This window comes from Falsiroseomonas stagni DSM 19981 (genome assembly GCF_900114315.1).
Lineage (GTDB): Bacteria > Pseudomonadota > Alphaproteobacteria > Acetobacterales > Acetobacteraceae > Falsiroseomonas > Falsiroseomonas stagni.
Window position 1 is genome coordinate 85,654 of record NZ_FOSQ01000005.1, and the last position, 25,081, is coordinate 110,734.

At 72.0% G+C, this 25,081-nt stretch carries 21 protein-coding genes, 1 tRNA gene and 1 pseudogene; 11 read left to right on the top strand and 12 right to left on the bottom strand.

What is annotated here, in order from left to right:
• Nucleotides 1-2: 2 nt before the first annotated feature.
• The gene (locus BM041_RS14570) at nt 3-602 is read right to left on the bottom strand and encodes a glutathione S-transferase N-terminal domain-containing protein (protein ID WP_092960612.1); all 600 of its coding nucleotides are present in this window, start codon (nt 600-602) and stop codon (nt 3-5) included.
• Between the two features lie 155 nt (nt 603-757).
• Here BM041_RS14570 and BM041_RS32155 point away from each other — a divergent pair.
• Nucleotides 758-1,391, top strand: a pseudogene (locus BM041_RS32155) (amidohydrolase); the annotation flags it as partial.
• A 150-nt stretch (nt 1,392-1,541) separates the two neighbouring features.
• Here BM041_RS32155 and BM041_RS14580 read toward each other — a convergent pair.
• Both BM041_RS14580 and BM041_RS14585 read right to left on the bottom strand, forming a co-directional pair.
• Entirely contained in the window at nt 1,542-2,258 is a 717-nt protein-coding gene (locus BM041_RS14580) for a response regulator transcription factor (protein ID WP_342713795.1), read from the bottom strand.
• 97 nt (nt 2,259-2,355) lie between these two features.
• Nucleotides 2,356-3,006: an HD-GYP domain-containing protein gene (locus BM041_RS14585; protein WP_092960614.1), complete on the bottom strand. Its 651-nt coding sequence runs from the start codon at nt 3,004-3,006 to the stop codon at nt 2,356-2,358.
• A 206-nt stretch (nt 3,007-3,212) separates the two neighbouring features.
• Here BM041_RS14585 and BM041_RS14590 point away from each other — a divergent pair, with 206 nt between their 5' ends.
• Together BM041_RS14590 and BM041_RS14595 are read left to right on the top strand one after the other, a co-directional pair.
• Entirely contained in the window at nt 3,213-4,280 is a 1,068-nt protein-coding gene (locus tag BM041_RS14590) for a glycosyl hydrolase family 8 (RefSeq protein ID WP_175533942.1), read from the top strand.
• A gap of 66 nt (nt 4,281-4,346) precedes the next feature.
• Nucleotides 4,347-5,063: an MlaA family lipoprotein gene (locus BM041_RS14595; protein ID WP_092960616.1), complete on the top strand. Its 717-nt coding sequence runs from the start codon at nt 4,347-4,349 to the stop codon at nt 5,061-5,063.
• Between the two features lie 18 nt (nt 5,064-5,081).
• Here BM041_RS14595 and BM041_RS14600 read toward each other — a convergent pair whose 3' ends face one another.
• The 3 genes from BM041_RS14600 to BM041_RS14610 form a co-directional block, all read right to left on the bottom strand.
• Nucleotides 5,082-5,498 carry a Zn-ribbon domain-containing OB-fold protein gene (locus BM041_RS14600; protein ID WP_092960617.1) on the bottom strand — a complete coding sequence of 139 codons (417 nt, stop codon included), beginning with the start codon at nt 5,496-5,498 and terminating at the stop codon, nt 5,082-5,084.
• Between the two features lie 5 nt (nt 5,499-5,503).
• Nucleotides 5,504-6,655 (bottom strand): thiolase C-terminal domain-containing protein, encoded by a 1,152-nt coding sequence (locus BM041_RS14605; RefSeq protein WP_092960618.1) that lies wholly within the window; start codon nt 6,653-6,655, stop codon nt 5,504-5,506.
• 197 nt (nt 6,656-6,852) lie between these two features.
• Nucleotides 6,853-6,926 (bottom strand) — tRNA-Gln (locus BM041_RS14610).
• A gap of 310 nt (nt 6,927-7,236) precedes the next feature.
• Between BM041_RS14610 and BM041_RS14615 the strand changes: the two genes are divergently transcribed.
• The 3 genes from BM041_RS14615 (at nt 7,237) to BM041_RS14625 (ending at nt 11,695) form a co-directional block, all read left to right on the top strand.
• Nucleotides 7,237-9,693 carry a calcium-binding protein gene (locus tag BM041_RS14615; RefSeq protein WP_092960619.1) on the top strand — a complete coding sequence of 819 codons (2,457 nt, stop codon included), beginning with the start codon at nt 7,237-7,239 and terminating at the stop codon, nt 9,691-9,693.
• 119 nt (nt 9,694-9,812) lie between these two features.
• Nucleotides 9,813-10,937 (top strand): Ppx/GppA phosphatase family protein, encoded by a 1,125-nt coding sequence (locus BM041_RS14620; protein WP_245762095.1) that lies wholly within the window; start codon nt 9,813-9,815, stop codon nt 10,935-10,937.
• A 17-nt stretch (nt 10,938-10,954) separates the two neighbouring features.
• The gene (locus tag BM041_RS14625; RefSeq protein WP_092960620.1) at nt 10,955-11,695 is read left to right on the top strand and encodes an RlmE family RNA methyltransferase; all 741 of its coding nucleotides are present in this window, start codon (nt 10,955-10,957) and stop codon (nt 11,693-11,695) included.
• A 4-nt stretch (nt 11,696-11,699) separates the two neighbouring features.
• Here BM041_RS14625 and BM041_RS14630 read toward each other — a convergent pair whose 3' ends face one another.
• The gene (locus BM041_RS14630; protein ID WP_092960621.1) at nt 11,700-12,986 is read right to left on the bottom strand and encodes a hypothetical protein; all 1,287 of its coding nucleotides are present in this window, start codon (nt 12,984-12,986) and stop codon (nt 11,700-11,702) included.
• A gap of 261 nt (nt 12,987-13,247) precedes the next feature.
• On the opposite strand from BM041_RS14630, the gene guaB reads away from it, so the two are divergent.
• Entirely contained in the window at nt 13,248-14,765 is a 1,518-nt protein-coding gene (gene guaB, locus BM041_RS14635) for an IMP dehydrogenase (protein WP_092960622.1), read from the top strand.
• Nucleotides 14,766-14,993: 228 nt separating this feature from the next.
• Here guaB and BM041_RS14640 read toward each other — a convergent pair whose 3' ends face one another.
• Nucleotides 14,994-16,169: an SPOR domain-containing protein gene (locus BM041_RS14640; protein WP_139226069.1), complete on the bottom strand. Its 1,176-nt coding sequence runs from the start codon at nt 16,167-16,169 to the stop codon at nt 14,994-14,996.
• A gap of 206 nt (nt 16,170-16,375) precedes the next feature.
• The gene (locus BM041_RS14645) at nt 16,376-16,876 is read right to left on the bottom strand and encodes a hypothetical protein (protein WP_092960624.1); all 501 of its coding nucleotides are present in this window, start codon (nt 16,874-16,876) and stop codon (nt 16,376-16,378) included.
• A 256-nt stretch (nt 16,877-17,132) separates the two neighbouring features.
• Between BM041_RS14645 and BM041_RS14650 the strand changes: the two genes are divergently transcribed.
• From BM041_RS14650 to guaA, 4 genes are read left to right on the top strand one after another with little or no spacing between them, the layout of a single operon-like run.
• A complete protein-coding gene (locus BM041_RS14650; RefSeq protein ID WP_092960625.1) occupies nt 17,133-17,867 on the top strand; it encodes a haloacid dehalogenase type II in 735 nt (244 codons plus the stop codon).
• Nucleotides 17,868-19,181 carry an RsmB/NOP family class I SAM-dependent RNA methyltransferase gene (locus BM041_RS14655; RefSeq protein WP_092960626.1) on the top strand — a complete coding sequence of 438 codons (1,314 nt, stop codon included), beginning with the start codon at nt 17,868-17,870 and terminating at the stop codon, nt 19,179-19,181.
• Nucleotides 19,182-19,206: 25 nt separating this feature from the next.
• Nucleotides 19,207-19,800, top strand: coding sequence for a GNAT family N-acetyltransferase (locus tag BM041_RS14660; protein WP_092960627.1), 594 nt, complete (start codon nt 19,207-19,209; stop codon nt 19,798-19,800).
• Between the two features lie 48 nt (nt 19,801-19,848).
• Nucleotides 19,849-21,435, top strand: a complete 1,587-nt coding sequence (gene guaA / locus BM041_RS14665) for a glutamine-hydrolyzing GMP synthase (RefSeq protein ID WP_092960628.1) — start codon at nt 19,849-19,851, stop codon at nt 21,433-21,435.
• 165 nt (nt 21,436-21,600) lie between these two features.
• Here guaA and BM041_RS14670 read toward each other — a convergent pair whose 3' ends face one another.
• From BM041_RS14670 to BM041_RS14680, 3 genes are all read right to left on the bottom strand, one after another.
• Complete coding sequence (locus BM041_RS14670) at nt 21,601-22,479, bottom strand: alpha/beta hydrolase family protein (protein ID WP_092960629.1); 879 nt, start codon at nt 22,477-22,479, stop codon at nt 21,601-21,603.
• A 647-nt stretch (nt 22,480-23,126) separates the two neighbouring features.
• Entirely contained in the window at nt 23,127-24,605 is a 1,479-nt protein-coding gene (locus BM041_RS14675) for a tripartite tricarboxylate transporter permease (protein WP_092960630.1), read from the bottom strand.
• Nucleotides 24,602-25,060: a tripartite tricarboxylate transporter TctB family protein gene (locus BM041_RS14680; protein ID WP_175533943.1), complete on the bottom strand. Its 459-nt coding sequence runs from the start codon at nt 25,058-25,060 to the stop codon at nt 24,602-24,604. The genes BM041_RS14675 and BM041_RS14680 overlap by 4 nt, the downstream gene beginning before the upstream one ends.
• Nucleotides 25,061-25,081 lie beyond the last annotated feature (21 nt).

Below are 25,081 nucleotides of genomic sequence, written 5' to 3' on the forward strand. Positions count from 1 at the left end.
CGTCAGGCCGGCGGCGGCGCGGTGCGTGCCATGGCGGGCAGGCGGGAGACGCGCGCATACCAGGCTTCCAGCGCCGGATGCCCGGGGCGCCAGGGTTCGTTGGCGTAGCGGAAATCGAGGTAGCCGAGCGCGCAGGCGATCGCGATCTCCCCGATCGTGGTCAGCGCGCCGAGGGTATGGGCCTCGGCCTCCAGCGCATCCACCGCGCGGGCGACCTTGCCCTGCTGCAATTCGATGTAGCTGCGCCGGCCTTCATCCTGCGGCAGCGCGATCTCCCGCCGCCGGGGCTGGGAGGCATCGAGGATGCCGTCGCCGAGCGCCTGCTGCCGCAGCGCGTTCCAGCGCGCAGGACCGGCCGGCGGGAACAGCGGCGGCGCGGTGCCGATGCTGTCGAGGTATTCGCAGATCACCGGGCTGTCGAACAGCGCGACGCCGTCATCGGTCACCAGGGTCGGTACCTTGGACAGCGGGTTGAGGCGCGGCAGCGCCGGATCCTTGCCGGCCTCCAGCCAGGGCTCGATCCGGTCCTCGATGCCACGCTGGATGGCGCAGGCGCGCGCCTTGCGGACATAGGGGCTGTTGGGAGAGATGGTGAGCTTCATGGCGGGCCGCTTCCTCCTGCGTTGCTGGCGGCCAGTCTTGTCCCGCGGATTGCGCCCCGCAATCCGGGGGGCGCGCAGGGGCGGCTGGGAAGGCGCTGCGCCCGGGGCCTGGCCTTGCCTCGACAGGCAGGAGCCAACCGAGGAGCGCCGCTTCCGTGATCGAGGCCTGGCAAGCCTGGCAGCCCGAACTGGCCGCCAACCGGCGCGACACCCACGCCCATCCCGAACTGGGGATGGAGGAGGTCAGGACCTCCGCGCTGGTGGCGCGCTACCTGGAAGGTCTGGGGATCGAGGTCGCGACGGGGATCGGCAAGCTCGGCGTGGCGGCGACCATCCGCGGTTCGCTGCCCGGCCAGCGCGTGATCGGGCTGCGGGCGGACATGGACGCGCCGCCGATCGAGGAAGCGACCGGCAAGCCCCGGGGCGTCGACGACGCCGGGGCTGATGCATGCCTGCGGCCATGACGGGCATACGACGATGCTGCCGGGTGCCGCGAGATACCTGGCGGCGAACCGGGATTTCGCTGGCACCGTGCACCTGATCTTCCAGCCCGCGGAGGAAGGCCGCGGCGGCGCCAAGGCGATGCTCGATGAAGGGCTGTTCGACCGCTTTCCCCGCGATGCGATCTACGGCCTGCACAATAAGCCGACGATCCCCGCCGGCCGCTTCGCGATCCGCAAGGGCCCGGCGCTGGCGGCGGCGGACAGCTTCGCCGTGGTGTTCCACGGCACCGGCGGCCATGGCGGATCGGCGCCGCAGACAGCCACCGACGTGACAGTGGTGCAGGCCGACGTGCCGAACCCCATCAACCCGCCATCGCGCTGCCACGTCCACGCGCGCTGCCCGATCGCGGAGTCCGATCCCTGCTCGACCCAGGTGCCGGAATTGCGCCAGGCGCGCGACGGGCATTGGGTGGCCGGGCATCTGGGCGGATAGACGCTACCAGGCCAGGCGATAGCCCCGGCCGCGCACCGCGGCCACCGTCACCTGGCCGGCGGAGGACTCCCGCAGCTTCTGCCGCAGCATCGATGCCAGCTGGTCCACGCCGCGCTGTTCCGGCAGCAGGCGGCGGCCCAGCGCGCGTTCGGAAATGCTGGCACGGTCGGCCAGGTTCTCCGGCGCTTCCAGCAGCAGGTGCAGCAGCGTCGCCTCGCCCCCGGTCAGCCGGATCTCCCGGCCATCCGGCGCCACGATCCGCTGCCGCGTCGGTTCCAGCCGCAGGCCGACAATGTCCCAGGCGTTGTGTTGCGGCGGCACGGTCGCCGGACGGGCCAGGGAGGCGACGGAATCGAGCCGCCGGCACAGCGCCCGGATCCGGGCCACCATTTCGCGCAGCGAGAAGGGCTTGGTCAGGTAGTCATCCGCGCCGACCTCCAGCCCCACGATCCGGTCGACTTCCTCCGCCCGTCCGCTGACGACGATGATGCCGATATCGGGTCGCCGTGCCGCTTCCTGCACGAAGGCGATCCCGTTGCCATCGGGCAGGCCCAGATCGACCACGACGATGCGCGGGTTGCAGGCCGCCAGGCGTTCCCGCCCCAGGGCCAGCGTCTCCGCCGCTTCCACCCGCCAGCCATCCTGCGCCAGCGCATCGCTGATCGCGGCAGCCACGCCAGGATCATCTTCCAGCACAAGGAGGGGGCGTGAAGGCGGCACGGCTCCTCGCCTTTCGTTGCAAAGGATGACGTTACACAACCATACCGCGAAAAATTAACTATGTCGACACGGATCGGATGTCGCCGCCGGCCCTGGCTCAGGTGTCGAACAGCGGGGCGAGGGGGTTATCCGCGCGGGCGGCGGCGGCGAGGAGAATCGACGTCGCCGCCGGGTCGAATTGCAGGCCGGCGCAGGCGCGGAGTTCCGCGAGCGCCGCATCCCGCGCCAGGGGCCTGCGGTAGGGGCGGCCCGGCTCCACCATCGCGACCAGGGCATCGGCGACGGCGACGGCGCGCGACAGGCGCGGCTGCCCGGTGGCCGGCAGGCCGGCGGGATAGCCGCCGCCTTGCCAGCGCTCATGGTGCCCGAGCGCGACCTCGACGATGAGGGGCGGGAACCCGGCCTCGGCGAGGATGGTGGCGCCCGCCGCGGGATGGGCACGGATCAGGTCCCGCCCGGCCTTGTCCAGGCTGGCGGGGGAATCGAGCGTCCCCGGCGGCACAAGCAGCTTGCCGACATCATGCAGCAACCCGGCGACGAAGGCGGTGCTGGGATCGCCGAGATAGGACGGATCCTCCATCGCCATCGCCAGCAAAGCCTGGCCGACGCGGACGGAATGCCCGGCGCTGGCCGCATGATGGCGGTGCAGGCTGGTGAACAGGGCCAGCACGGCCTGCCGCTGCGGATGGGCGTCGAGCAGCGCGGCGAAGGCAGGCCCGGGCAGCGGCGGGGAGGCAGCAGGTTCCATGCCTGGGCAGGCTAGCCATGGGGGCGGGGTCCGGAAGCCCCGGGACCGGGCTGGCCTACAAATCCGAACAAAACCTGCGTCGAGCCGCCACGGCTGCCGCGCGTAACCATGGCGGTGCGCGGCACAGGGGCGGGGAGGCGGGGATGGCGACAGGGCAGGGCACAAGCCGGCGCGCCGGCCTTGGCCGCAGGGTCTTGCTGGGCCTCATGCCCGGCCTTGCTGGCGCGGTCGTGGCCGGCCCCGCGCGGGGGCAATTGCCCCCTCCCGGCGCCACGCCGGATTCCGCGGAATGGGAGGGCTTCCGCCGCCGCTTCATCACCCATGACGGTCGCGTCGTGGACAATGGCAATGCGGGCGCCACCCATTCCGAGGGGCAGGGTGCGGCCATGCTCTTCGCCGTCCGCTTCGATGATCGCGCGACCTTCGACCGCCTGCTGCGCTTTTCCCGCCAGGCGCTGCGCCGGCCGGATGACGCGCTGCTGGCCTGGCGCTACCAGCCCGGCGCCGCCGTGCCGGTCTCGGACCTCAACAACGCGACCGATGGCGACCTGCTGGGCGGCTGGGCGCTGGCGGAGGCCGCTGCCCGCTGGTCCTCCGGCGAATACCGGCGGCTTGCGGCCCAGGTGGCGCGGGACATCCTGCGCCGGCTGGTGCTGCCCCTGGCGGATGGGCCGCTGTTGCTGCCGGGGGCGGAGGGTTTCCTCAAGCCCGACCATGTCGTGGTCAATCCGGGCTACGCCATGCCCAACGCCTTCCGCGCGTTGGCCCCGCTGGCGCCCAGCCCCGCCTGGGCGGCGCTGGAGGCGATGGGCCGGCAGATCACCGATCGTGCCCGCTTCGGCCGCTGGCGGCTGCCGGCGGATTGGGTGGCGATCTCCCGCGGGGATGGCCGGCCGATCCTGGCCCCTGGGCCGGCGCCGCGCTTCTCCTATGACGGGGTGCGGGTGCCGCTGCATTTGGCCTGGTCCGGCAGCGTCGCGGCGCCCGCGCTGCTGGCGCTGGCCGAGTTCTGGGCGGACCCGGACCACGCCGCCGCACCGGCCTGGGTCGATTTGCGCAGCAACCTGATCGCCCCCTATCGCGGGGATGCCGGCATCCAGGCCGTGGCGCAGCTGACGGTGGCGACGGTGCTGGGACGCGCCTTCACCCTGCCGCGGGTGGAGGAGACGGCGCTCTACTACCCGGCCTCCCTGGCGCTGCAATGCCGCCTGGCCTGGCAGGATATCGGCCCCCGCATCGCCATGGCCCCCGCCGCCGCCGCGCAGCCCGGGTGACGCGGCTTCGCGGTGGCGCCATCGGCCCGACCGGTGATATCCGGGTCCCGGGTGCGGGGGGTTGTGATGCGAAACGAGGGTGCTCTGCGGGCGGCGCTGCTGGGCCTTGCCTTGACGGCGGTGGCCGCGCCGGCTGCGGCGAATGGCAATGACCCGCTGGAGCGGGTGAACCGCTACACCCATGGCCTCAACGCGACGCTGCGGACCCATGTGCTGACGCCGGCCGCGCGCTTCTATGCCGGCCAGGTGCCGGCGGAGGTGCGGCAGGGCATCGGCCAGGCGCTGTCCAACCTGGGGGAGCCCGTGACCGCGCTGGCCGGGGTGGCGGGCGGGGAGTTCGGCATCGCCGGCCATGCCTTGCAGCGCTTCGGCATCAACACGGTGCTGGGCTATGGCGGGGTGCGGGATATCGCGGCGGAACGCGGCCTGGCGCCGCGGCCCTTCGGCCTGGCGGATGCGGCCTGCGGCTGGGGCGTGCCGAGCGGTCCCTATCTGGTGCTGCCGATCCTCGGCCCCTCCACGCTGCGGGACGCCGCCGCGGCCTTCGCGACAGGCGTCGCCCTGTCCCAGGCCGTGGGGCCGGAGGCGCTGCTGGGCTGGCAGGCGGGTTCCGCCTTCCACGGTTACGCGGGCGCGTACCGGGACCTGGATGCGGCGGAGGCGCATGCGCTGGATGCCTATGCCATGCAGCGCAGCGCCCACCTCCAGCGCCGCGCCCTGGCCTGCCCCGGGGATGCGGGGCTGCAGGTCGCGGCGGGGATGGCGGAGGAGGAGGAGGAGTAGGCCGCGACCCAGCCGGCGTCAGGCTTCCGGTGAACCGGCGGCTGGCGCGAAGGCCGGCAGCGCGAAGCCGTCCGACCCCGCCGTGAAGTGGATCACCACGGGCAGGCCGATGCGCGGTGCCTCCCCGGTGAAGCGGCCGAGCGCGCGAACCCCTTCCTCCATCTCCACCACCACCAGCGTGTAGGGCAGGTCTTCCTTGAAGCCGGGGTGGAAGGCGTGATGCGCCACCATCCAGCTGTGGACCGTGCCGCGGCCGCTGCAATCCTTCCAGGTGACGTCGAAGGAATGGCAGGCATCGCAGAGGTAGCGGGGGTAGTGCCGCAGCTTGCCGCAGGCCGCGCATTGCTGCACCCGCAGCACGCCCTGCGCCGCGCCGTCCCAATAGGGTTGCGTCAGGGGGGAGGGATGCGGCGCTGGCTTCATGATGTCCGACATGCCGCCTATCCCCGCCGCGCGATCATCAGGGCGCCGTCGCCCAGATCGCCATAGCCCGTCGCCAGGCCGACCTCCACGCCCGCCACCTGGGCGCGGCCGGCCTGGTGGCGCAGCTGCCTTACCAGCTCCACCACATGGTTCATGCCGATCATGTGCGCCTGGCTGAGCAGCCCGCCATGCGTGTTCACGGGCAGCGCGCCGCCGAGGGCGATGCGCCCACCCTGCACGAAGGCGCCGCCTTCCCCCTTCGCGCAGAAGCCCATGTCCTCCAGCTGGCACAGCACGACCCAGGTGAAGCAGTCATAGACCTCCGCCACCTGGATGTCGGCCGGCGTCACGCCGGCCATGGCGAAGGCGCGCGGCGCGGCCTTGGCGATGCCGAGGCGCGTCATGTCCGGCCGCTGGGTGATGGCGCTCGGGCTGTCCGGATGCCCCTCCGCGATGCCGGAGACCAGCACGCGCGGCGCGCGCATGTCGCGGGCGCGATCGGCGGCGCTGACGATGAAGGCGGCGCCGCCATCGCTTTCCAGGCTGCAATCCAGCAGCCGGAAGGGGTCGGCGATCATCCGGCTCGCCTGGTGGTCCGCCACCGTCATGGGCTTCTTCATGATGGCATTGTCGTTCAGCATCGCATGGCCGCGGATCGCCACCGCGATCTCCGCCAGCTGCGCGCTGGTGGTGCCGAACAGTTCCATGTGCCGCCGGGCCATGGGCGCGTAGAGCTGCGCCGGCGCAATGGCGCCGAGCGGCAGTTCGAACTCCGTCACCAGGTGGAATTGCGGCATCGCATGGATGCGGGCGCCGACCTTGGCGGCGATGGAGGTGTTGCGCCCCGCGGCGATCAGCACGTGGCGGCACAGCCCGGCCTGGATCGCCGCCGCCGCCGTCTGGATGGAGGCGATGCCGCCCGCGCCGCCCATCGGCGTGACCGCGGTGTAGCGCAGGTCCGTGATGCCGAGATTGGTGGCGAGTTCCTCGGCGGAGGCGCCGGTGGTGCCGATCGGCATGATGCCGTCGATGTCGCCGGGCGCCAGCCCGGCATCGGCGATGGCGAGGAGCGATGCCTCCAGCTGCAGCGCCGTCGCGGGCCGGGTGGCGCCGCGCTGATAGGCGGTCTCCCCGATGCCGGTGATCGCCGCCTTGTCACGAAGCGCCATCAGCCCGCCCCGCCCCCGCTGCTGCCCTGGCCTGGTGCTGGCATCCGGCGCGCTTCCCCCTTGATTGCGGGGCATCATGACCCCTGGGCCACGGGGGCGGAAGCCCGGGACGGGCGCTGAATGACAGGGGGGTCTTCGTGCCGCGAGGAAGGGCCTGGCAGGCTGCCGGGACGTGTCTTCCTGCGATGTCGGGAGAGTGGCTGGGGGACCTGGATTCGAACCAAGACTGCCCGAGTCAGAGTCGGGAGTTCTACCGTTAAACTATCCCCCACCAGCGTGGCATCGTGATGCCGTCCGTGGCGTGGCGGCGAGGTAGCATGATGGTCGGGGCTCGGCAACAGCCCCGCGCCAACTCCCAGTGGCTGGGAAATCGGGACGGCCGGAACGATCGCGCGCGCCTCGCCAGGCCCGAAGGCCGGTCATCATGACGCCTTTGTGATTGGCGGCCGGGGCGGACCAATTCCCGGAAATGTCCACGATCCCGCGGGTTTACGCGGGCCTGGCGGCGATGCCGCGTGAGGATCGCGCCGTTGCGCACAAGGAGGGCGCCGATATCTTCCGCCGCGTTAACGGAGAGCCCAATGTTTCAACGCTTCGGTACGCGGCTGGCTGACACGCTGATCGGCACGGAGGATGAGGAGTCCCTCTACGGCGGTGGTGGCAATGACCTGGTCCAGGGCCTGGGCAGCGACCACTACCTCTCCGGCGGCGCCGGTGACGATACGCTGCAGGGCGGCGACGGAGCCGATACCCTGCACGGCGGCGCCGACAATGATCGCCTGGAAGCCGGGGCGGGCGATGATCGCCTGTTCGGCGGGCAGGGGGCGGATACGCTGATCGCCATCGGCAGTGGCGCGGCGACGCTGCACGGCCAGGATGGGGATGATTCGCTGCTGGGCGGCGACGGCGGCGACCTGGCGTTCGGCGGCAAGGGCGACGATACGCTCCTCGGGGGGCTGGGTGATGACGCCTTGTCGGGGGGCGATGGCAACGACGTCGTGCAGGGCGAGCATGGCGACGACGCCATCCTGGGCGGCACCGGCGACGACGATCTGGATGGCGGCGATGGCCAGGACCTGATCGCTGGCGAGCAGGGCGCCGATACCCTGCGCGGCGAGGCGGGGGATGACGAACTCGCCGGCGGCGACGATGACGACAGGCTCGAAGGCGGGGAGGGCGCGGATTACCTGCTGGGCGACGCGGGCGCGGACACGCTGCTGGGGCTTGGTGGCTACGACATCCTGTCCGGCGGTGCCGGCAATGATCGCCTCTACCTGAACGATGACAGTGACCCTTCAGGCGACTCGATGGGGGGTGCTGTCGGCGGCGGCGACGGCGATGATCTCGTCTGGGGTAGTGGCGGCGACGATTCTGTCGTGGGCGGCCGTGGCGCGGATACGCTGCTGGGGCATGGCGGCGCCGACTTCCTGGCCGGCGAAGACGGCGATGATCGCATCTACCTGAACGATGACAGTGATCCTTCCGGCGACACGATGGGGGGTGTTGCCGGCGGCGGCGATGGCAATGATCTCGTCTGGGGCAGCGGCGGCGCCGATTCAGTCGTGGGCGGCCGTGGCGCGGATACGCTGCTGGGCCATGGCGGCGCCGACTTCCTGTCCGGCGAAGCGCATGATGACGTGCTGATGGGCGGCGCTGGCGCCGATACGCTGTCCGGCGGTGCCGGTAATGATCGCCTCTACCTGAACGATGACAGTGACCCTTCAGGCGACACGATGGAGGGTTTCGTCGTCGCCGGAGACGGCGATGATCTCGCCTGGGGTGGCGGTGGCGCCGACACGTTGTCTGGCGAACGTGGCGCGGATACGCTGGTTGGGCATGGCGGCTACGGCATCTTGAACGGCGGTGCCGGCAATGATCGCCTCTACCTGAACGATGACAGTGATCCTTCCGGCGACACGATGGGGGGTGCGGTCGGTGGCGGCGATGGCGATGACCTTGTCTGGGGTAGCGGTGGCGCCGACTCAGCCATCGGCGGTCGACACGCCGATACGCTGCTGGGCTATGGCGGCGATGACTTCCTGGCTGGGGAAGATCATGCCGACCTGGTGATCGGCGGTGACGGGAGGGACACGCTGGGCGGCGGCGCAGGCGCCGATACCCTCCTCGGCGGTGCTGATGACGATGTGTTCGACGGTGACGTGGGGAACGACCTCATGCTCGGCGGTGCGGGCGCAAACACCATGGTTGGCGGGGGCGGTGATGACCGCATCTACCTGCATGATGACATCGCCCCCGACGCGATCACCACCGGCGGGGATGCCGTCGGTGGTCTGGGTCGGGACCTGATCTGGGGCGCCGGCGGCGCCGACATCATCACCGGCGACGAAGGCGCGGATACGCTGATCGGCGGCCTGGGCGCGGATTCCTTGCACGGTGGCGCGGGGGCGGACTTCATCAGCCTGTCGGACATGCTCGGCCTGCTGGCGGACCAAGACGGCGGCCTTGCAGCCGGTGGCAGCGGCACCGATACGATGCTGGGCAGCCTGGGGGCTGATTCGATATCCGGCATGGAGGGGGGCGACAGCCTCGTCGGGCTTGGCGGTGCGGATGTCCTGGATGGTGAGGACGGCCGGGACACGCTGCTGGGCGGCGATGGGCGCGATGTCCTGATCGGTGGCGCGGGAAGCGATCTCATCGAGGGTGGCGCCGGCGACGATACCATCATCCTCGATACCCGGGACGGCGGGACGGATACGGTCTCCGGCGGCGCCGGGGCTGATGATTTCGCCATCTTCGATTTCGGCGCACGGCACCGGATCATGGATTTCAACCCGGAGGAGGATCGGTTCACCTTCATCGACCGGTCGCTGGGCGTGGCCACCTTCGGGATCACGCTGACCGGCGCGCCGGAGGGTGACGAGGCGCAGGTCGTCTACAACCGGGCGACCGGCCTGCTCTCCTGGCATGCCGAGGGTGAACAGGGTGACGGCGTCATCGTCGCCTGGCTGGATGGGGCGCCCGATCTTCTGCCCGGGAACTTCTTCATCCAGATCATCCCTGATCCGCTGGCGGGATAGCCGCTGCCGCAGGTCCCGCGGGGCGGCGACTCGGAATTGCCTTGCCCCCGCGGCGTCATGGCCGGATCATGGGGCGCGCCCGCCCTTTGTCGCCTCATCCCGGGGCGGGCGCCCGGACCATGATGACGAAGGATGCGCACCAGGCGGCCGATGCCGCGCCAGCCCTCGATGCCTGCGGCGCCCTGCCGTCGGCCGGGGCGGCGCTGCGCCCGCGGGATGTCGCGGCTTCCTGCGGGTCCCGGGCCTATGCGGCGCTCGACCTCGGCACCAATAACTGCCGCCTGCTGGTCGGCACCCCCGCGCCGGGGGGCAATTTCCGGGTCGTGGACAGCTTCAGCCGCATCGTCCGGCTGGGTGAGGGGCTGGGCGCCACGGGCAACCTCTCCGACGCCGCGATGGACCGGGCGGTGGCGGCGCTGCGCAACTGCGCCGACAAACTGGCCAGGCGCCCCGTGCGGGCGCTGCAGGCCGTGACGACGGAGGCCTGCCGCCGCGCCGGCAACGGCGCCGCCTTCCTGGCGCGGGTGGAGGCCGAGACGGGCCTCCGCCTTCGCGTCATCTCCGCGCGGGAGGAAGCGGAACTCGCCATGGAATCCTGCGCGCCGTTGCTGGAGCCTGGGGACCGGCGGGCGCTGCTGTTCGACATCGGCGGCGGATCGACCGAGATCGCCTGGATCCGCATCCATCCCGGCCGCCAGGTGCCGGAATTGATCGGCTACATCTCCGTCCCCGTCGGCGTGGTCACGCTCTCCGAACGCTGCGGCCCATCCTGCTTCACCGAGGCGGGCTTCCACGCGGTGGTGGATGAGGTCGCGGCCAAGCTCGCGGGCTTCGATGCCGTCCATTGCATCGGGCAGGAGATCCGCGCGGGCGGCGTGCGGCTGATGGGCACCTCCGGCACCGTGACCACGCTGGCCGGCGTCGCCATGGCGCTGCCGCGCTACCGGCGCCCGCTGGTGGATGGGCAGACGCTGGAAGCCTGCGTGGCCGACCAGGCGCTGGGGGACCTCTTCGCCCTGGGGCGGGATGGGCTGGCGGCGCATCCCTGCGTCGGGCCGGACCGCGTGGATTTCGTCCTGCCGGGCTGCGCCGTCTATGCCGCCATCCGCCGCGTCTGGCCCGTGCCGCGGCTGACGGTGGCGGATCGCGGGCTGCGGGAGGGCATCCTGCTGCGCCTCATGCGGGCCGATCGCCTGGTGGGCGCGCGGCGGGCGGCACCCCGCGGCTGGCACGGGACGGCCTGAGGGCGTATTGCCCGGCCATGGCGAAAACACCCGGCGGCAAGCCGCCCAGCACCTCCGTCCCCGGCCGGCAGCAGACCAAGGGCGGCGCCAGGCCCGCGGACCGCGCGCTGAAGACCCGGCTGCGCACCGCGGAAGGCCGGACCATCGGCAGCCAGAAATGGCTCGAGCGCCAGTTGAACGACCCCTATGTGAAGGAAGCCAAGGCGCGCGGGCTGCGCAGCCGGGCGGCCTTCAAGCTGGAACAGATGGATGACAAGTTCCATCTGCTGAAGCCGGGCAGCCGGGTGGTGGACCTCGGCGCGGCGCCGGGGGGGTGGACGCAGGTGTCCCTGGCGCGGGCGGGGGCGACGGCGAAGGTGGTGGCGATCGACCTGCTGCCGGTGGACCCGATCCCGGGCGCCATCCTGATCCAGGGCGATTTCCAGGAAGCGGCGGCGGAGCAGGCGGTGCTGGCCGCGCTGGACGGCCAGGCGGATCTGGTTCTGTCCGACATGGCGCCCAACACCACGGGCCACAACGCCACCGACCACCTCCGCATCATGGCGCTGGCGGAGCTGGCGCTGGATTTCGCCGGGCGCGTGCTGGCGCCCGGCGGCGGCTTCGTGACCAAGGTCCTCGCCGGCGGGTCGGAGAAGGAGTTCCTCGCGACCCTCAAGCGGGATTTCGCGGTGGTGCGCCACGCCAAGCCGCCGGCCAGCCGGAAGGACAGCGCGGAGCTCTACGTGGTCGCGACCGGCTTCCGCGGCGGCAAGGCGTAACCTCCTACAGCACCAGGTCCGCGATGGCCTGCGACACCGGCTGGCTGGTCAGCACCGCCAGGTCCAGCGTGCCGTTGCTGTCGGCGTCGAGGCGGTAGAGCGTGTTGTTGTTCACCAGCGCCGCCTCGCCCGGCACCTGCAGCGGCACCAGCGCATTCGGATCATCCCGCTCCCCGCCGGCAAGGTAGCCATCCGCGATGCCGCGGCCGAGCGCATTGGCGACGAGGGCGAAGCCGCTGACCTCCTCCGGCGCGCCGCGCACGCCCGCATTGAACAGCGTCGGGTCCGGCAGCGTGCGCAGCAGGGAGACGACGTTCACATGTGCATCCGCCGCGGTGACGGCGATCGGGCTGCCATTGGCGTCCACGGCCTGGAAGGACAGCGTCTCCCCGACATGGCTGCCGATGCGGCTGATGAGGTCGCCTTCGGTGCGGATGTTCAGCGCGTTGATGACGTTCAGCACGGCGGGATCGAGCGTGCCGCCATTCAGCGCCTCCGCCGCATCCCGCCCGCCCAGCGCGTCCACCGTCAGCAGGCGGACCGTGCCCGGGGCGGTGGGGAGGCCCGCGGCGATCAGCGCCTCCGCCGCCTCATAGGCCGCGACCTGCGCGACGGCGCCGCCGAGGCTCGGCCCGACGAACTGCACGCCGCGGCCGAGCGTGGCCTGCGCCTCCACCGCATCGGCGATCATCGCCTGGAAGGCGGCGGAGCGGACCTGGAGGCCACCGAGATCGACGGCGGCGACGGTGTCCGCGATGGAGCCGACCTCCAGCCCGTCGATCACGAAGATCATCGGCCCGCCATCGGCCGGCAGGACCTTGATGGCGGAGAAGCCCGACTCGACGTCGTTGTACTGCTCGTTGATGGCGAAGTCGTAGCCGCGCACCTGCATGGCGATGGCATCGGGGCCGAGCGTGTTGACGACGCGCGCGGTGGCCGAGAGCGCGGCGCCGACCTCGACCTGGATCTGCAGGAAGTCGGACAGGCCGGTGCGGACTTCCCCGGTCGCATCGGGGCCGCGGTATTCCGGCGGCAACTGGTCGAGCAGCCCCTCCAGCCGCGCGAAGTTCAGGTCATCGAGGTTGGCGATGAAATCCGCCACGGCCTGGGGCGCCGGGAGGTCGGCGATGTCGTCGATCAGGTCGCTGACATCGACGGCGGCGGTGTCGACGACCTCGGCGGGCTGGGGCACCTCGATCGGGCCGGTGATGGTGGTGACGGCGCCGGAGACGGCCTCCCCGGCCTCGGTCAGGGCGTCCTCGATCAGGGTGAAGGTGATGCTGCCGGACATGAAGCTTTGGTATCCTCTGTGCGTGTCGGGTCCGGCCCCCCAACGCCCATCGGCGGCTTGCGTTCACATCCTGCCCGCCGCCAGCGCATCCCAGGCGCCCGCGCCCTGCATCCCAGGCGCCCGCGTCCTGCATCCCAGGCGCCCGCGTCCTGCATCCCAGGCGCCCGCGCCATGCATACGTCACCGTATCGCCCTGGACGGGCAGGGCGCTTCCGGTGTAGGCGGGGCCGCCAAGGTTGCGGATCGAAAGAGGCTCCCGCCATGGCGCGCTCCCCCGAAGCAGTTTCATCACCCGACGTGCCCCGGGCGGCCCTGCCGCGCTTCGAGGAGGCCTACGCCTTCGACGACGTGCTGCTGGTGCCCGCCTACTCCACCGTGCTGCCGGCGGAGACCGACACGCGCACGCGGCTGACGCGGGAGATCTCGCTCAACATCCCGCTGGTGGCAGCGGCGATGGACACGGTCACGGAAGGACCCATGGCCATAGCCATGGCGCAGGCCGGCGGCATCGGCGTGATCCACAAGAATCTCTCGCCCGAGGACCAGGCCGCGCAGGTGCGGCGGGTGAAGAAGTTCGAATCGGGCATGGTGGTGAACCCGCTGACGATCCACCCCGACCAGACGCTGGCCGAGGTCCGCGCGCTGCAGGAGAACCACCGCATCAGCGGCATTCCCGTGGTGGAACGCGACAGCGGGCGGCTCGTCGGCATCATCACCAATCGCGACGTGCGCTTCGCCACCGATCCCAACCTGCGCGTCTATGAACTGATGACGCGGGAGAATCTGGTGACGGCGGATGCGGATGTAACGCCGGAGCGCGCGCGCGCCCTGCTGCACAAGCATCGCATCGAGAAGCTGCTGGTGGTGGACGACCATTTCCGCTGCGTCGGCCTGGTCACCGTGAAGGACATGGACAAGGCGCAGGCCAACCCCAACGCGGTGAAGGATGCGATGGGCCGGCTGCGCGCCGCGGCCGCGACCGGCGTTGGCGAGGATGGCTTCCTCCGCGCGCAGCTGCTGGTGGCGGCGGAGGTCGATGTCATCGTCGTCGATACCGCGCATGGCCATTCCGGCGGCGTGCTGCGCGCGATCGAGCGCATCAAGAAGCTGTCGAATTCCGTGCAGATCGTGGCTGGCAACGTGGCGACGCCGGAAGGCGCGCTGGCGCTGATCGAGGCCGGCGCGGATGCCGTGAAGATCGGCATCGGGCCGGGCTCCATCTGCACCACGCGCATCGTGGCCGGTGTCGGCGTGCCGCAGCTGACGGCGGTGATGGAAAGCGCCATCGCGAGCCGCGAGAAGGGCGTGCCCTGCATCGCCGATGGCGGCATCCGGTCCTCCGGCGACATCGCCAAGGCGATCGCGGCGGGCGCGGATTGCGTGATGATGGGCAGCGTCTTCGCCGGCACGGATGAGGCGCCGGGCGAGGTGTTTCTCTATCAGGGCCGGTCCTACAAATCCTATCGCGGCATGGGCTCGCTCGGCGCCATGGCCCGGGGTTCCGCGGATCGGTATTTCCAGGCTGAGGTCTCCGACAAGCTGAAGCTGGTGCCGGAAGGCGTCGAGGGTCGCGTGGGCTACAAGGGCCCGGTCGGCACGGTGATCCACCAGATGGTGGGCGGGCTGCGCGCCGCCATGGGCTATACCGGCAGCGCCACCGTGCCCGACCTGCAGAAGAACGCCCGCTTCCGCCGCATCACCAATGCCGGGCTGCGGGAGAGCCATGTGCATGACGTGGCGGTGACGCGGGAAGCGCCGAACTACCGGCTGGAGGGCTGAAGGAGGGGCGCCACGGCGCCCTTTTTCCCGCAACTCATTGTTTTCGCAAAATACTATGAATTATGCCGATTAGCCGATTTATGGGCATTTAGTCGCGTTTTTCGTGGTGCCGCTTCCCGTGGCACCCCCAGCGTGGCCCTGGTGGGCGCCGCGCGCAGCTATCCCGGATGATGCCTGGAACATAACAGGAACTGGCGCGCAAAGGCCAGCGGTTTCCGCGCGGCCGGTTCAGGAACTGATCCAGCAGGGCAACTGGTGTTCGGCCAGGCGCGCGCAGAAGCGTTCCGCTTCCTCCCGGTTCGCGAAGCCGGCGAGGCGGAGGCGGAAGATGGGCGGCGCATTGTCCCGCTCCACCCGCAGGATGATCGGCGTGCGCCCGGCGGCGAGGTCCGGCAGGCGGGCGGCGAAGCTGTCCCAGTGGCGCTGGGCCTCGGCCTCGCTGCCCGCGGCGGTGATCTGGACGCGGAGCCCGGGCGGGGAGGCCGGGCGCGGGGCTGGCGCGTCGGTGGCCAGGATGACGGGCGGGGGCGCCGCGCCGACCGGCCCAGGGAGGCGGGGGGCTGGGGCTTCCGCAGTGGAGGAAGCCTCGGCGGGCCGGGTCGGTGCAGTGGCCGGCGCCGTGGCTGCCGGCGCGGAAACCACGCGTGCGGGCCGCGCGGCGGACTGGGGTACGGATGCCGGTTCCGGCGCGGCGGCGACCGGCGCGGGCGCCGGCGCGGCGGCGACGGGTGCCGGTTCCAGCGCGGCGGCGACAGGTGCGGGCGCCGGCGCGGCGGCGACAGGTGCGGGCGCCGGCGCGGTGGCGACGGGGGCGGACGCCGGCGTGGCGACGACAGGTGCGGGCGCTGGCGCGGCGGGGATGGGTGCCGGCGCGGCGGCGACAGGTGCGGGCGCCGGCGCGGCGGCGACGGGGGCGGGCGCCGGCGTGGCGACGACAGGTGCGGGCGCTGGCGCGGTGGCGATGGGCGCGGGCGCGGTGGCGACGGGAGCGGGCGCTGGCGCGGTGGCGATGGGCGCTGGCGCGACGGCGTCGGATGCGGGCGCCGGCGTGGTGGAAACGGGTGCGGTCGCTGGCGCGGCGGCGACGGGGGCCGGCGAGGCGACGGATTCGGGCGGCGGCGCGGCGACCACGGGTTCCGGTGCTGGCTCGGCGGCGACCGGTTGGGGCGCTGGCGCCGGTGCGGCGGCCAGGATCACGGGCGCGACAGGCAGCGGGGGCGGTGGATCGGCCACGTCGGACAGGTCCAGCAGCCGGATCCGCGCAACACCGCCGCGGCCCGGCAGCACGGGGGGCAGCATGATCCGGTCCTCCGGCACCGCCGCGACCGGGGCCTCGGCGGTTGGGGCCGGGGGCGGGGGCGGGGCGCAGGCCAGCAGGGGTGAGAGGAGGAGCAGGGCCTGCACGCGACGCGCAGCAGCGCGCCCGGCCGGGCCGGGCCTGTTCCCTTGGCGATCGCTGCCTGTCATGCGCGCTGGCGTGGAGCCTCCTGCCACCGGGGCGCATCATGGCGGAGGGGCGCGGGCGCCGCTACCGGGGCTGTTGCAGCGGCGGGAGGTCGGGGGGCCTCGGGGCAGGGCCTGCCTCCATCCGAGCCCCCGCAAGGCGGTGGCTAGCGGCGGGCGGGCGGAACCTCGCTGATCCGCAGCGTGGCGCGCTGGGGGGCGCCGCGTTCGAAGGTGCCGATCCAGATGTTGTAGTTGCCGCTCGCCGGGCGCTGGATGATGATCCCGGGGTTCACGCCATCGAAATCGTCGTTGCAGATCCAGCGGCCGGCGGCATCGTTGATGACCAGCGTCGTGTCCACGCCGGCGACGACGGAGATGTAGAGCGGGTATTCGCCGGCGGTGTAGTTCAGGTCCACATCGGGCTTGGAGAAGTCGATCCAGCCGGCGCAATCGGGGCCGATGCCGGTGGCTTCCCGGTCCCCGCCGGCTTCCACCTGCACCTGATGCGGATCGGGCTCGAACCCCGCGCGGAGGTTGGCGGTGGCGTAGCGCGGCGGCGCCTGCCAGTTCGGCGTGGCATTGGGCGCGGCGCCCTTCTGCTGCGCCAGCACCCCGGCCGTGGCCATGACCAGCATCACACCGGCGGCGGCGATCGTCCTCAGCATTGTTCTGTCCTCTGCGGCGCACCGGGGGCGCGCGGTCCTTTGGGGGCGCGCCGGATGCGCGCCCGCCAGCAGATGAGCCCGGCGCGGGGGCGTGCCGCAAGGGCCGCGCAACCGTTTGAAACACATCGCGCCTTGGTGAAGGACGGCGCTGATCCGCGCGGCGTTCCCGCCCGTATGGCATCGGGCCGCAAGCGTGGTGCTTGCCCCCGGCGCCCGGCGGGGCGACCATCGGCGGGAGGAAGGACAACTGACGATCATGGCATCCCCCCCGGCGCCCCGGCCCACCGCGGTCGGCGCCTGCGTCTTCGACGCCTATGGCACGCTGCTGGACGTGCATGCGGCGGTCGGCGGCCATGCCGCGCGGATCGGCGGACCAGGCGGGGATGCGGGTGGCGGGAAGGCCGCGGCGCTGTCGGCGCTGTGGCGGGCGAAGCAACTGGAATACAGCTGGATCCTGTCCCAGACCGGCGACTACGAGGATTTCGCGGCGCTGACCGAACGCGCGCTGGACGTGGCGATGGCGACCCATGGCATCGCCGATGCCGGGCTGCGCCAGGCGCTGCTGGCGGCCTACCAGGAACTGGATGCCTTCCCGGATGCCGCGCCGGCGCTGGCGGCGCTGCGGGCCAAGGGGGTGGCGACCGCCATCCTGTCCAATGGCTCCCCCGCCATGCTGGCGGCCGCGGTGGGGGCGGCGGGGCTGGCGCCCTGGCTGGATGCGGTGCTGTCGGTCGATGACCTCCGCATCTACAAGCCCGCGCCGCGCGTCTATGCGCTGGCCGCCATGCGCTTCGGCTGCGCGCCACGTGACATTGTGTTCATTTCGGGCAATGCCTGGGATGCCTATGGGGCGGCACGCTTCGGCTGCCGCGTCTATTGGCTCAACCGCACCCCCCATAATGGGGAAAGACAGCCCGAGGAATACGGGTTGGATCGCCTGGCGGAGGGACGGATCGCGTCCCTCGCCGAACTGCCTGATCGGATTCTCTGAATGACCCCTGCTGCGCGGCTTGCCGCGGCGATCGACCTGCTGGCCGCGGTGGAGGCTTCGCCCCGCCGCCCGGCCGATGGCATCGCCAATGATTTCTTCCGCGCCCGCCGCTACATCGGCAGCTCGGACCGGCGCAACGTGTCCGACCGCGCCTGGGGCGTGATCCGGCAGCGGCTGCGCCTCGCCTGGCATTTCGGGGCCGTGGGGGAAACCCGGCCCGGCGCGCGGCTGCTGGTGGCGGGGCACCTGCTGGTGGCGGAAGGCTGGGTGATCGACGGCATCGCCCAGAATTTCTCGGGGGAGCGGTTCTGCGCCGGGCCGCTGACCGAGCATGAGCTGGCGGTGCTGAAGAAGCTGGAAGGCCGCCCGCTGATCCATCCGGAGATGCCGGAAGGGCCGCGGCTCAACCTGCCGGAATGGGCGCTGCCGGGCCTGAAGGCGCGCTTCGGCGACGCCCTGGCGAAGGAGGCCGAGGCGATGGAGGAGGCCGCGCCACTCGACCTGCGGGCCAATCTGCTGAAGGGCACGCGGGATTTGGTGCTGGCGGCCCTGGCCGGGGAAGGCGTGCCGGCTTCCATCACGCCGCTGTCGCCCTGGGGGCTGCGGGTGGCGGACCGCCGGCCGGTGGGCGCGACCCGCGCCTATCTGGAGGGCCTAGTGGAGGTGCAGGACGAGGGCAGCCAGCTGATCGCCCTGCTGACGGATGCGAAGCCCGGCATGCGGGTGGCGGATTACTGCGCGGGGGCGGCGGGCAAGACGCTGGCGATCGCGGCGACCATGGACAACAAGGGCCATATCGTCGCCTGCGATGTCTCCGCGACACGGCTGGAGGGGGCGGGCAAGCGCCTGCGCCGCGCCGGCGTGCACAATGCAGAGCGCCATCTGCTGGCCGCCGGCGACAAGTGGCGGAAGCGGAACTCGCGGAAATTCGACCGGGTGCTGGTGGATGCGCCCTGCACGGGCAGCGGCACCTGGCGGCGCAACCCGGATGCGCGGATCCGCACGAATGCGCGTGACCTGTCGGAGCTGGTGCTGAAGCAGGCGGCGATCCTGGACGATGCGTCGGAATTGGTGCGTCCGGGCGGGCGGCTGGTCTACGCTACCTGTTCGCTGCTGCCGGAGGAGGATGAGGTGCAGGTCGAGCGCTTTCTCCAGCGCCATCCCGATTTCGAGGCGGTGCCGGTCCCGGGTCTCTGGGCCGGGCTCGCGCCGGGCGTGACCGCGCCGGTGGAGGCGGATTGCATGGCGCTGTCCCCCGCGCGGCATGGCACGGATGGGTTCTTCGCGGCCGTGATGCAGCGGCGCGCGGCCTGATGGCGCGGGCGGCGGGGACAGTCCGATGATCTGCATTCGCCGCGCCCGGCCGGGCGATGCCGCTGGGATCGCGGCGGTGCATGTCGCCGCCTGGCGCAGCGCCTATGCGGGGATCCTGGGGGAACGCTACCTCGCGAGCCTGTCGGAACCGCGGATGACCGCCTTCTATGAGCGGGCGATCATGGACCGCCGCGATGGCCATGCCGTCTTCGTCGCGACCGCCGGCGGGGGCGACCAGCCGACGCCGGAGGGGGACGGGCCGGTGCCGCGGGAGGCCGCGGTGGTGGGCTTCGCCTCCGGCGGCCGGGCGCGGCGGCGCGGCCTGGCGGAGGGCGAGGTCGAGACCCTCTATGTGCTGGATGATTTCCGGGAACGCGCGGTCGGGCGCCGGCTGATGCGGGCGATGGCGGCGCATCTGCGGGCGATCGGCTGCAATTCGGCCATGGCCTGGGTGCTGGAGGACAACCCCAGCCGCTTCTTCTACCGGCACCTCGGCGGGCGGATGGCGATGCGGGAGTCGATCCGCGTCGCCGGGCAGGGGGTGGAGCAGGTGGCCATGGTGTGGGACCCCATCGATGTTCTGCTCGCCGCGACCCTGACAACGCCGGAGGGCAGCTAGGCAGGCTTCGCGCTTGCCCCGGCGGCGGGGTTGTGTTCTGCACCCGCCATGACGAACCCCGACACCCTCCCCGACATTCCCGCCCGGCATGAGCGCATCCTGGTGCTCGATTTCGGGAGCCAGGTGACGCAGCTGATCGCCAGGCGGCTGCGCGAAAGCGGCGTCTATTGCGAGATCTGGCCCTTCAACGCGGCGCCGGAGGCGCGCATCCGCGCCTTCGACCCCAAGGGCATCATCCTGTCCGGCGGCCCGGCCAGCGTGACGGAGGGGGCGAGCCCCCGCGCGCCGGACTACGTCTTCGAGTCGGGGCTGCCGGTGCTAGGCATCTGCTACGGGCAGCAGACCCTGGCCCATCAGCTGGGCGGCGTGGTGGAGGGCGGGCATGCCCGGGAGTTCGGCCGCGCCTTCATCGATGTGACGGGCGACTGCGCCATCACCCAGGGCGTCTGGGCCAAGGGGGCGCGGGAGCAGGTGTGGATGTCGCATGGCGACCGCATCACCCAGCTGCCGCCGGGCTTCCGGGTTGTGGCGGCGAGCGAGGGCGCTCCCTTCGCCCTGATCGCCAATGACGAACGCCACTACTACGGCACCATGTTCCACCCGGAGGTGGTGCACACCCCGCATGGCGCGGCTCTGCTCAAGAACTTCACCCACCTGGTCTGCGGCTGCCGCGGCGACTGGACCATGGGCGCCTTCCGCGCGGAGATGATCGCCAAGATCCGCGCCCAGGTCGGCCAGGGGCGCGTGATCTGCGGGCTGTCGGGCGGCGTCGATTCCTCGGTGGCGGCGGTGCTGCTGCATGAGGCGATCGGCGACCAGCTGACCTGCATCTATGTGGACCACGGGCTGATGCGGGCGAAGGAGTCCGAGCAGGTGGTGGCCACCTTCCGGGACCGCTTCAACATCAAGCTGGTGCACCGGGATGCGAGCGAGCTGTTCCTCGGCCAGCTCAGCGGAGCCACGGACCCCGAGATCAAGCGCAAGACCATCGGGCGCCTGTTCATCGAGGTGTTCGAGGAGGAGCAGAACAAGGTCGGCGGCGCCGACTTCCTGGCGCAGGGGACGCTCTACCCGGACGTGATCGAGAGCGTCTCCGCCACCGGCGGCCCCTCCGTGACCATCAAGTCCCACCACAATGTCGGCGGCCTGCCCGAGGGCATGCGGATGAAGCTGGTGGAGCCGCTGCGGGAGCTGTTCAAGGACGAGGTCCGCGTGCTGGGCCGCGAACTCGGCATCCCGGAGGAGATCGTGGGGCGGCATCCCTTCCCGGGGCCGGGCCTCGCCATCCGCATCCCCGGCGAGGTGACGCGGGAGAAGGCGGACCTGCTGCGCCAGGTGGATGTGGTCTACCTGGAGGAGATCCGGAACGCCGGCCTCTATGACGCGATCTGGCAGGCCTTCGCGGTGCTGCTGCCGGTGCGGACGGTCGGCGTGATGGGCGATGGCCGCACCTACGACATGGCCTGCGCGCTGCGGGCGGTGACCAGCACGGATGGCATGACGGCCGACGTCTACCCCTTCACCATGGAATTCCTGAGCCGGGTGTCGAACCGGATCGTGAACGAGGTGCGCGGCATCAACCGCGTGACCTACGACATCACGAGCAAGCCGCCCGGGACGATCGAGTGGGAGTAGGACAAGGGCTGGGGAGCGGCTGAGGGGGGATCCCCTGCCGTTTGCCAGGCTGCCGCGGCGGTGTGCCTTGCTTCATCGGCCCGGCACGACCGTTTCGCGCTTCGGGGCCGTCGCGTAGCGCCGGCGGCCTTTCACCGTCTGCCCGGTGCGGCTACGGGATCTGGCTCAGGCGCGGATCACGGCCAGCATGTCCTGCAACAGCTTCTGTCGCGTCACCTCTGTCGCGCCGATAGTGGCTGGTGCGGTACGGCCCGGCCACTCTACCGTCAGGAACCGGAGCGGGCCGGCGAAGATGCCATGCGCTGCATCATCGTAGAACCAGGTGTCGATATCCGCTCCCGCGGCGCGCTGCCGCGCCACCCATTGTTCGGGACTCTCGGCAAGGTTGAAGGCGTTCAGCATCGCGTTGCATCGCGCGGCATTGCCGGGCGGGCCGTCGAAGCCCGCCATGTTCAGGCGGCAGGGAACCCGGCGCGACCAGCGCCAGTCGGTGGCTGACCCGCCGGCATAATTGTCGAGCCGTCCGAAGACGGCGCGGACTGGGACGCTGAGCCGATCCGGCAGTCCAAGCCCCGCACCGGCCAGACCCTCGGCGAAGACCATGCGGACATGCGCGGGGCTTGCCACGGCCGCGAGGTTCGCCACGACGTCGGCGCCGTTCGACAGCCCGTGGATGAAGATCCGGCCCGTATCCACGCTGTCCAGCATGGTGGCCAGGCGATAGGCGCCGAGAGCGGCGGCATAGATCATCCGCTGCCGCGCCTCATAGGTCACATGCCGGATCCAGAACTGCGCTTCACGCTCCAGACCCGCCAGGCGATAGGCGTCGAAGCCCAGCACCGCGACGCCCTGGGCATGAAACAGTGCCATCGCGTTGGCCTGGTCGCGGGCGCCGCCGCCGCCATGCACCAGGATCAGCAGCGGCGGCTTCGTCACGCCCCCGGGCAGGCGGAGGTCTACGGACGGATGCCGGGGGTCGAACGGGGGCAGCGTGCCGCTGACCGTGTGGATGCCGGGAGCGACTTCCACCAGGCGGGGCGACATTCCGCCAGCCGGGGTTTCCGGACCCGCGCAACCAGCGGCCAGCGAGGCCAGCAGCAACCCACGGCGACCCATCACCCCGGCGCTTGACCCTCCCTTCATCACGACCTCCCAGGCTCCATGGCGTGTTCCCGCCCAACAGTTCGCGGGGTGCCGGGACGTAGATCACCCGTGGCGTGGCCGGTCCCGCCACGATGCAGAAGCACGACGCGTCAGGGGCTGTCGCGGGAACCCGGCCTCAGCGAGAGCGTGGTGCGGCCACACTTCCCGAGGGGGTCCTTCCAGTCAATATGGTTCACCATGCTGAGGGGCTTGAGGCGCGCAGGTTCCGTAGGGCCTCTCGCCCGAGGACGATGTCCGGCGCGATAGGCCGCGAGATCGGGGACGTTTCGCGAGCCCTGCTGCTGCAGCAGCAGCGCGTCGGCGGTTCCACCGTGCGATGGCCATGCGCGGTCCCGATGGCGCCGTTCCGTTGGGCGAGGCGCTGGATATTCGAGCTGGGCTGCATGCCGCCGTGGGCGCCGGGGCCCGTCCGAGGCGGCCCCGCGATCGCCTGTGTCGCGGCGCCAGAGGCGTGGGCGTTCTGCGGTGTCATTCGATGGCGCAGGCGTTGATCGTACCGTGATGACATGACCGATCATCGCCGCGCTTCATTCGGGGCGTCGGCGCATCCAGGCCGCCAAAGCGGTGGTCGCGGCGGCCGCGGCCAGCAGCGTCGCGCTGGCGGGTTCCTGGAGGAAGACGGACCAGTCGCCGCGGGCGAGGACGAGGGCGCGGCGCAGCGCTTCCTCGAAGGGCGCCGCCAGGGTGAAGCCGATCAGCAGGGGCGTCGGGTCCAGACCGGCGCGGGACAGCGCCCATCCCAGGATGGCGAAGCCCAGCAGCAGCCAGAGGTCGAAGACGCTGCCCGAACTGGCCCAGAGGCCGCCGCAGCACAGCACGATGACCAGCGCCGCCAGCAGGCGCAGCGGCAGGCGCAGCAATGCGGCCCAGAGCCCGACGAAGGGCAGGTTCAGCGCCACCAGCATCGCGTTGCCGACCAGCATGGAAATGATGATGGCGCCGACCAGATCCGGCCGCTCCGCCACCACGCCGGGGCCGGGCGCGATTCCCTGCAGGAACATGGCCCCCGCCAGCACCGCCATCGCCGCATTGGCCGGCAGGCCGAGTGCCAGGAGGGGGGCGAAGGAGGTCTGGGCGGCGGCGTTGTTCGCGGCCTCCGGCGCCGCGACGCCGGCCATCTCGCCCTGGCCCCAGCGGCCCCGGCGGCGGAACAGGCCCCGCTCCGCCGCCTGCGCGGCCAGGGCGGCCAGCAGGGTGGAGGCGCCGGGCAGCAGGCCGATGGCGCTGCCGATGACGCTGCCGCGCAGCGCCGGGCCCGCGGCGGCGCTCACATCGCGCCGCGCGGGCCAGGGGGAGCCGACCGGCAGGGTGCGCCGCGCGGCGCCGCCTGATTCCAGCGCCCGGATCAGCTCCGCCACGCCGAACAGGCCCATGGCCAGCGGGATGAAGCCGATGCCGTCGGCGAGTTCGGGGATGCCGAAGGTGAAGCGCGGCCGCCCGCCCGCGACATCCGTGCCGACCAGGCCGAGCAGCGCGCCGAAGGCGGCCAGCGCCCAGGCCGCCAGCAGCGGCGCCGGGGAAAGGGCGACGGCCGCGGCCACGCCCAGCAGCATCAGCGCCGCCGTCTCCGCCGGGCCGAAGGCTATGGCGAAGCGCGCCAGCGGCGCCAGCAGCAGCGCCAGGACCAGCGCCGCGATGACGCCGCCCAGCAGGGAGGCGAGGGCGGCGATACCCAGCGCCGGCCCCGCCCGTCCGGCGCGGGCCAGCAGATGGCCCTCCTGCGCGGTGACGACGCCGGACGCCTCGCCGGGCACCCGCAGCAGGATGGCCGTGGTGGATGAGCCGTACTGGGCGCCGTAGTAGATGCCGGCCAGCATGATGAGGGCGCCCGCCGGCGGCAGCGCGAAGGTGACGGGCAGCAGCAGCGCGATGGTGGCGACGGGGCCGAGGCCCGGCAGCACGCCGACCAGCGTGCCCAGCGCCACGCCGGCCAGGCAGAGCAGCAGATTGCCCGGCAGCAGCGCGGGACCGAGCCCCGCGCCGAGCATCGCCAGTGCCTCCGTCATCGCGCGCCGAGGGCCGGGGTGGGAAGGCCGAGGCCGCCGAGGAACAGCGCGGTGGCGGCCAGGGCCAGGGCACCGCCGCCCGCCAGGATCGCCAGCGGCCGCATGCCCCCGGCGGCCGCCAGGGCCAGGCTGCCGGCCGCCCATGATGCCGGCAGGAAGCCCACCCGGGGCAGCAGCAGCGCGAAGCCCGCCACCGCCAGGCACAGCATGATCCCGGCCCTCGCGCCGCCTGGCGCCGCCTGCGCGGCACCGCGCGCCGTGGCGGCGTGCAGCAGGCCGAGCACCGTCAACGACGCGGCCAGCAAGGCAGGCACGAAGCCCGGCCCCGGCCGGCCGGAGGGCAGGCGGAAGGGCTGGCCGAGCGCGACGACGAGGCACGCCACGCCCAGCGCGGCCAGCAGCAGGCCCGGGGTGGCGTCTATAGCGCGAATGCGAATGAGTTGCAAAAAGCTCATGCCCCGCTCATATCGCGTCCA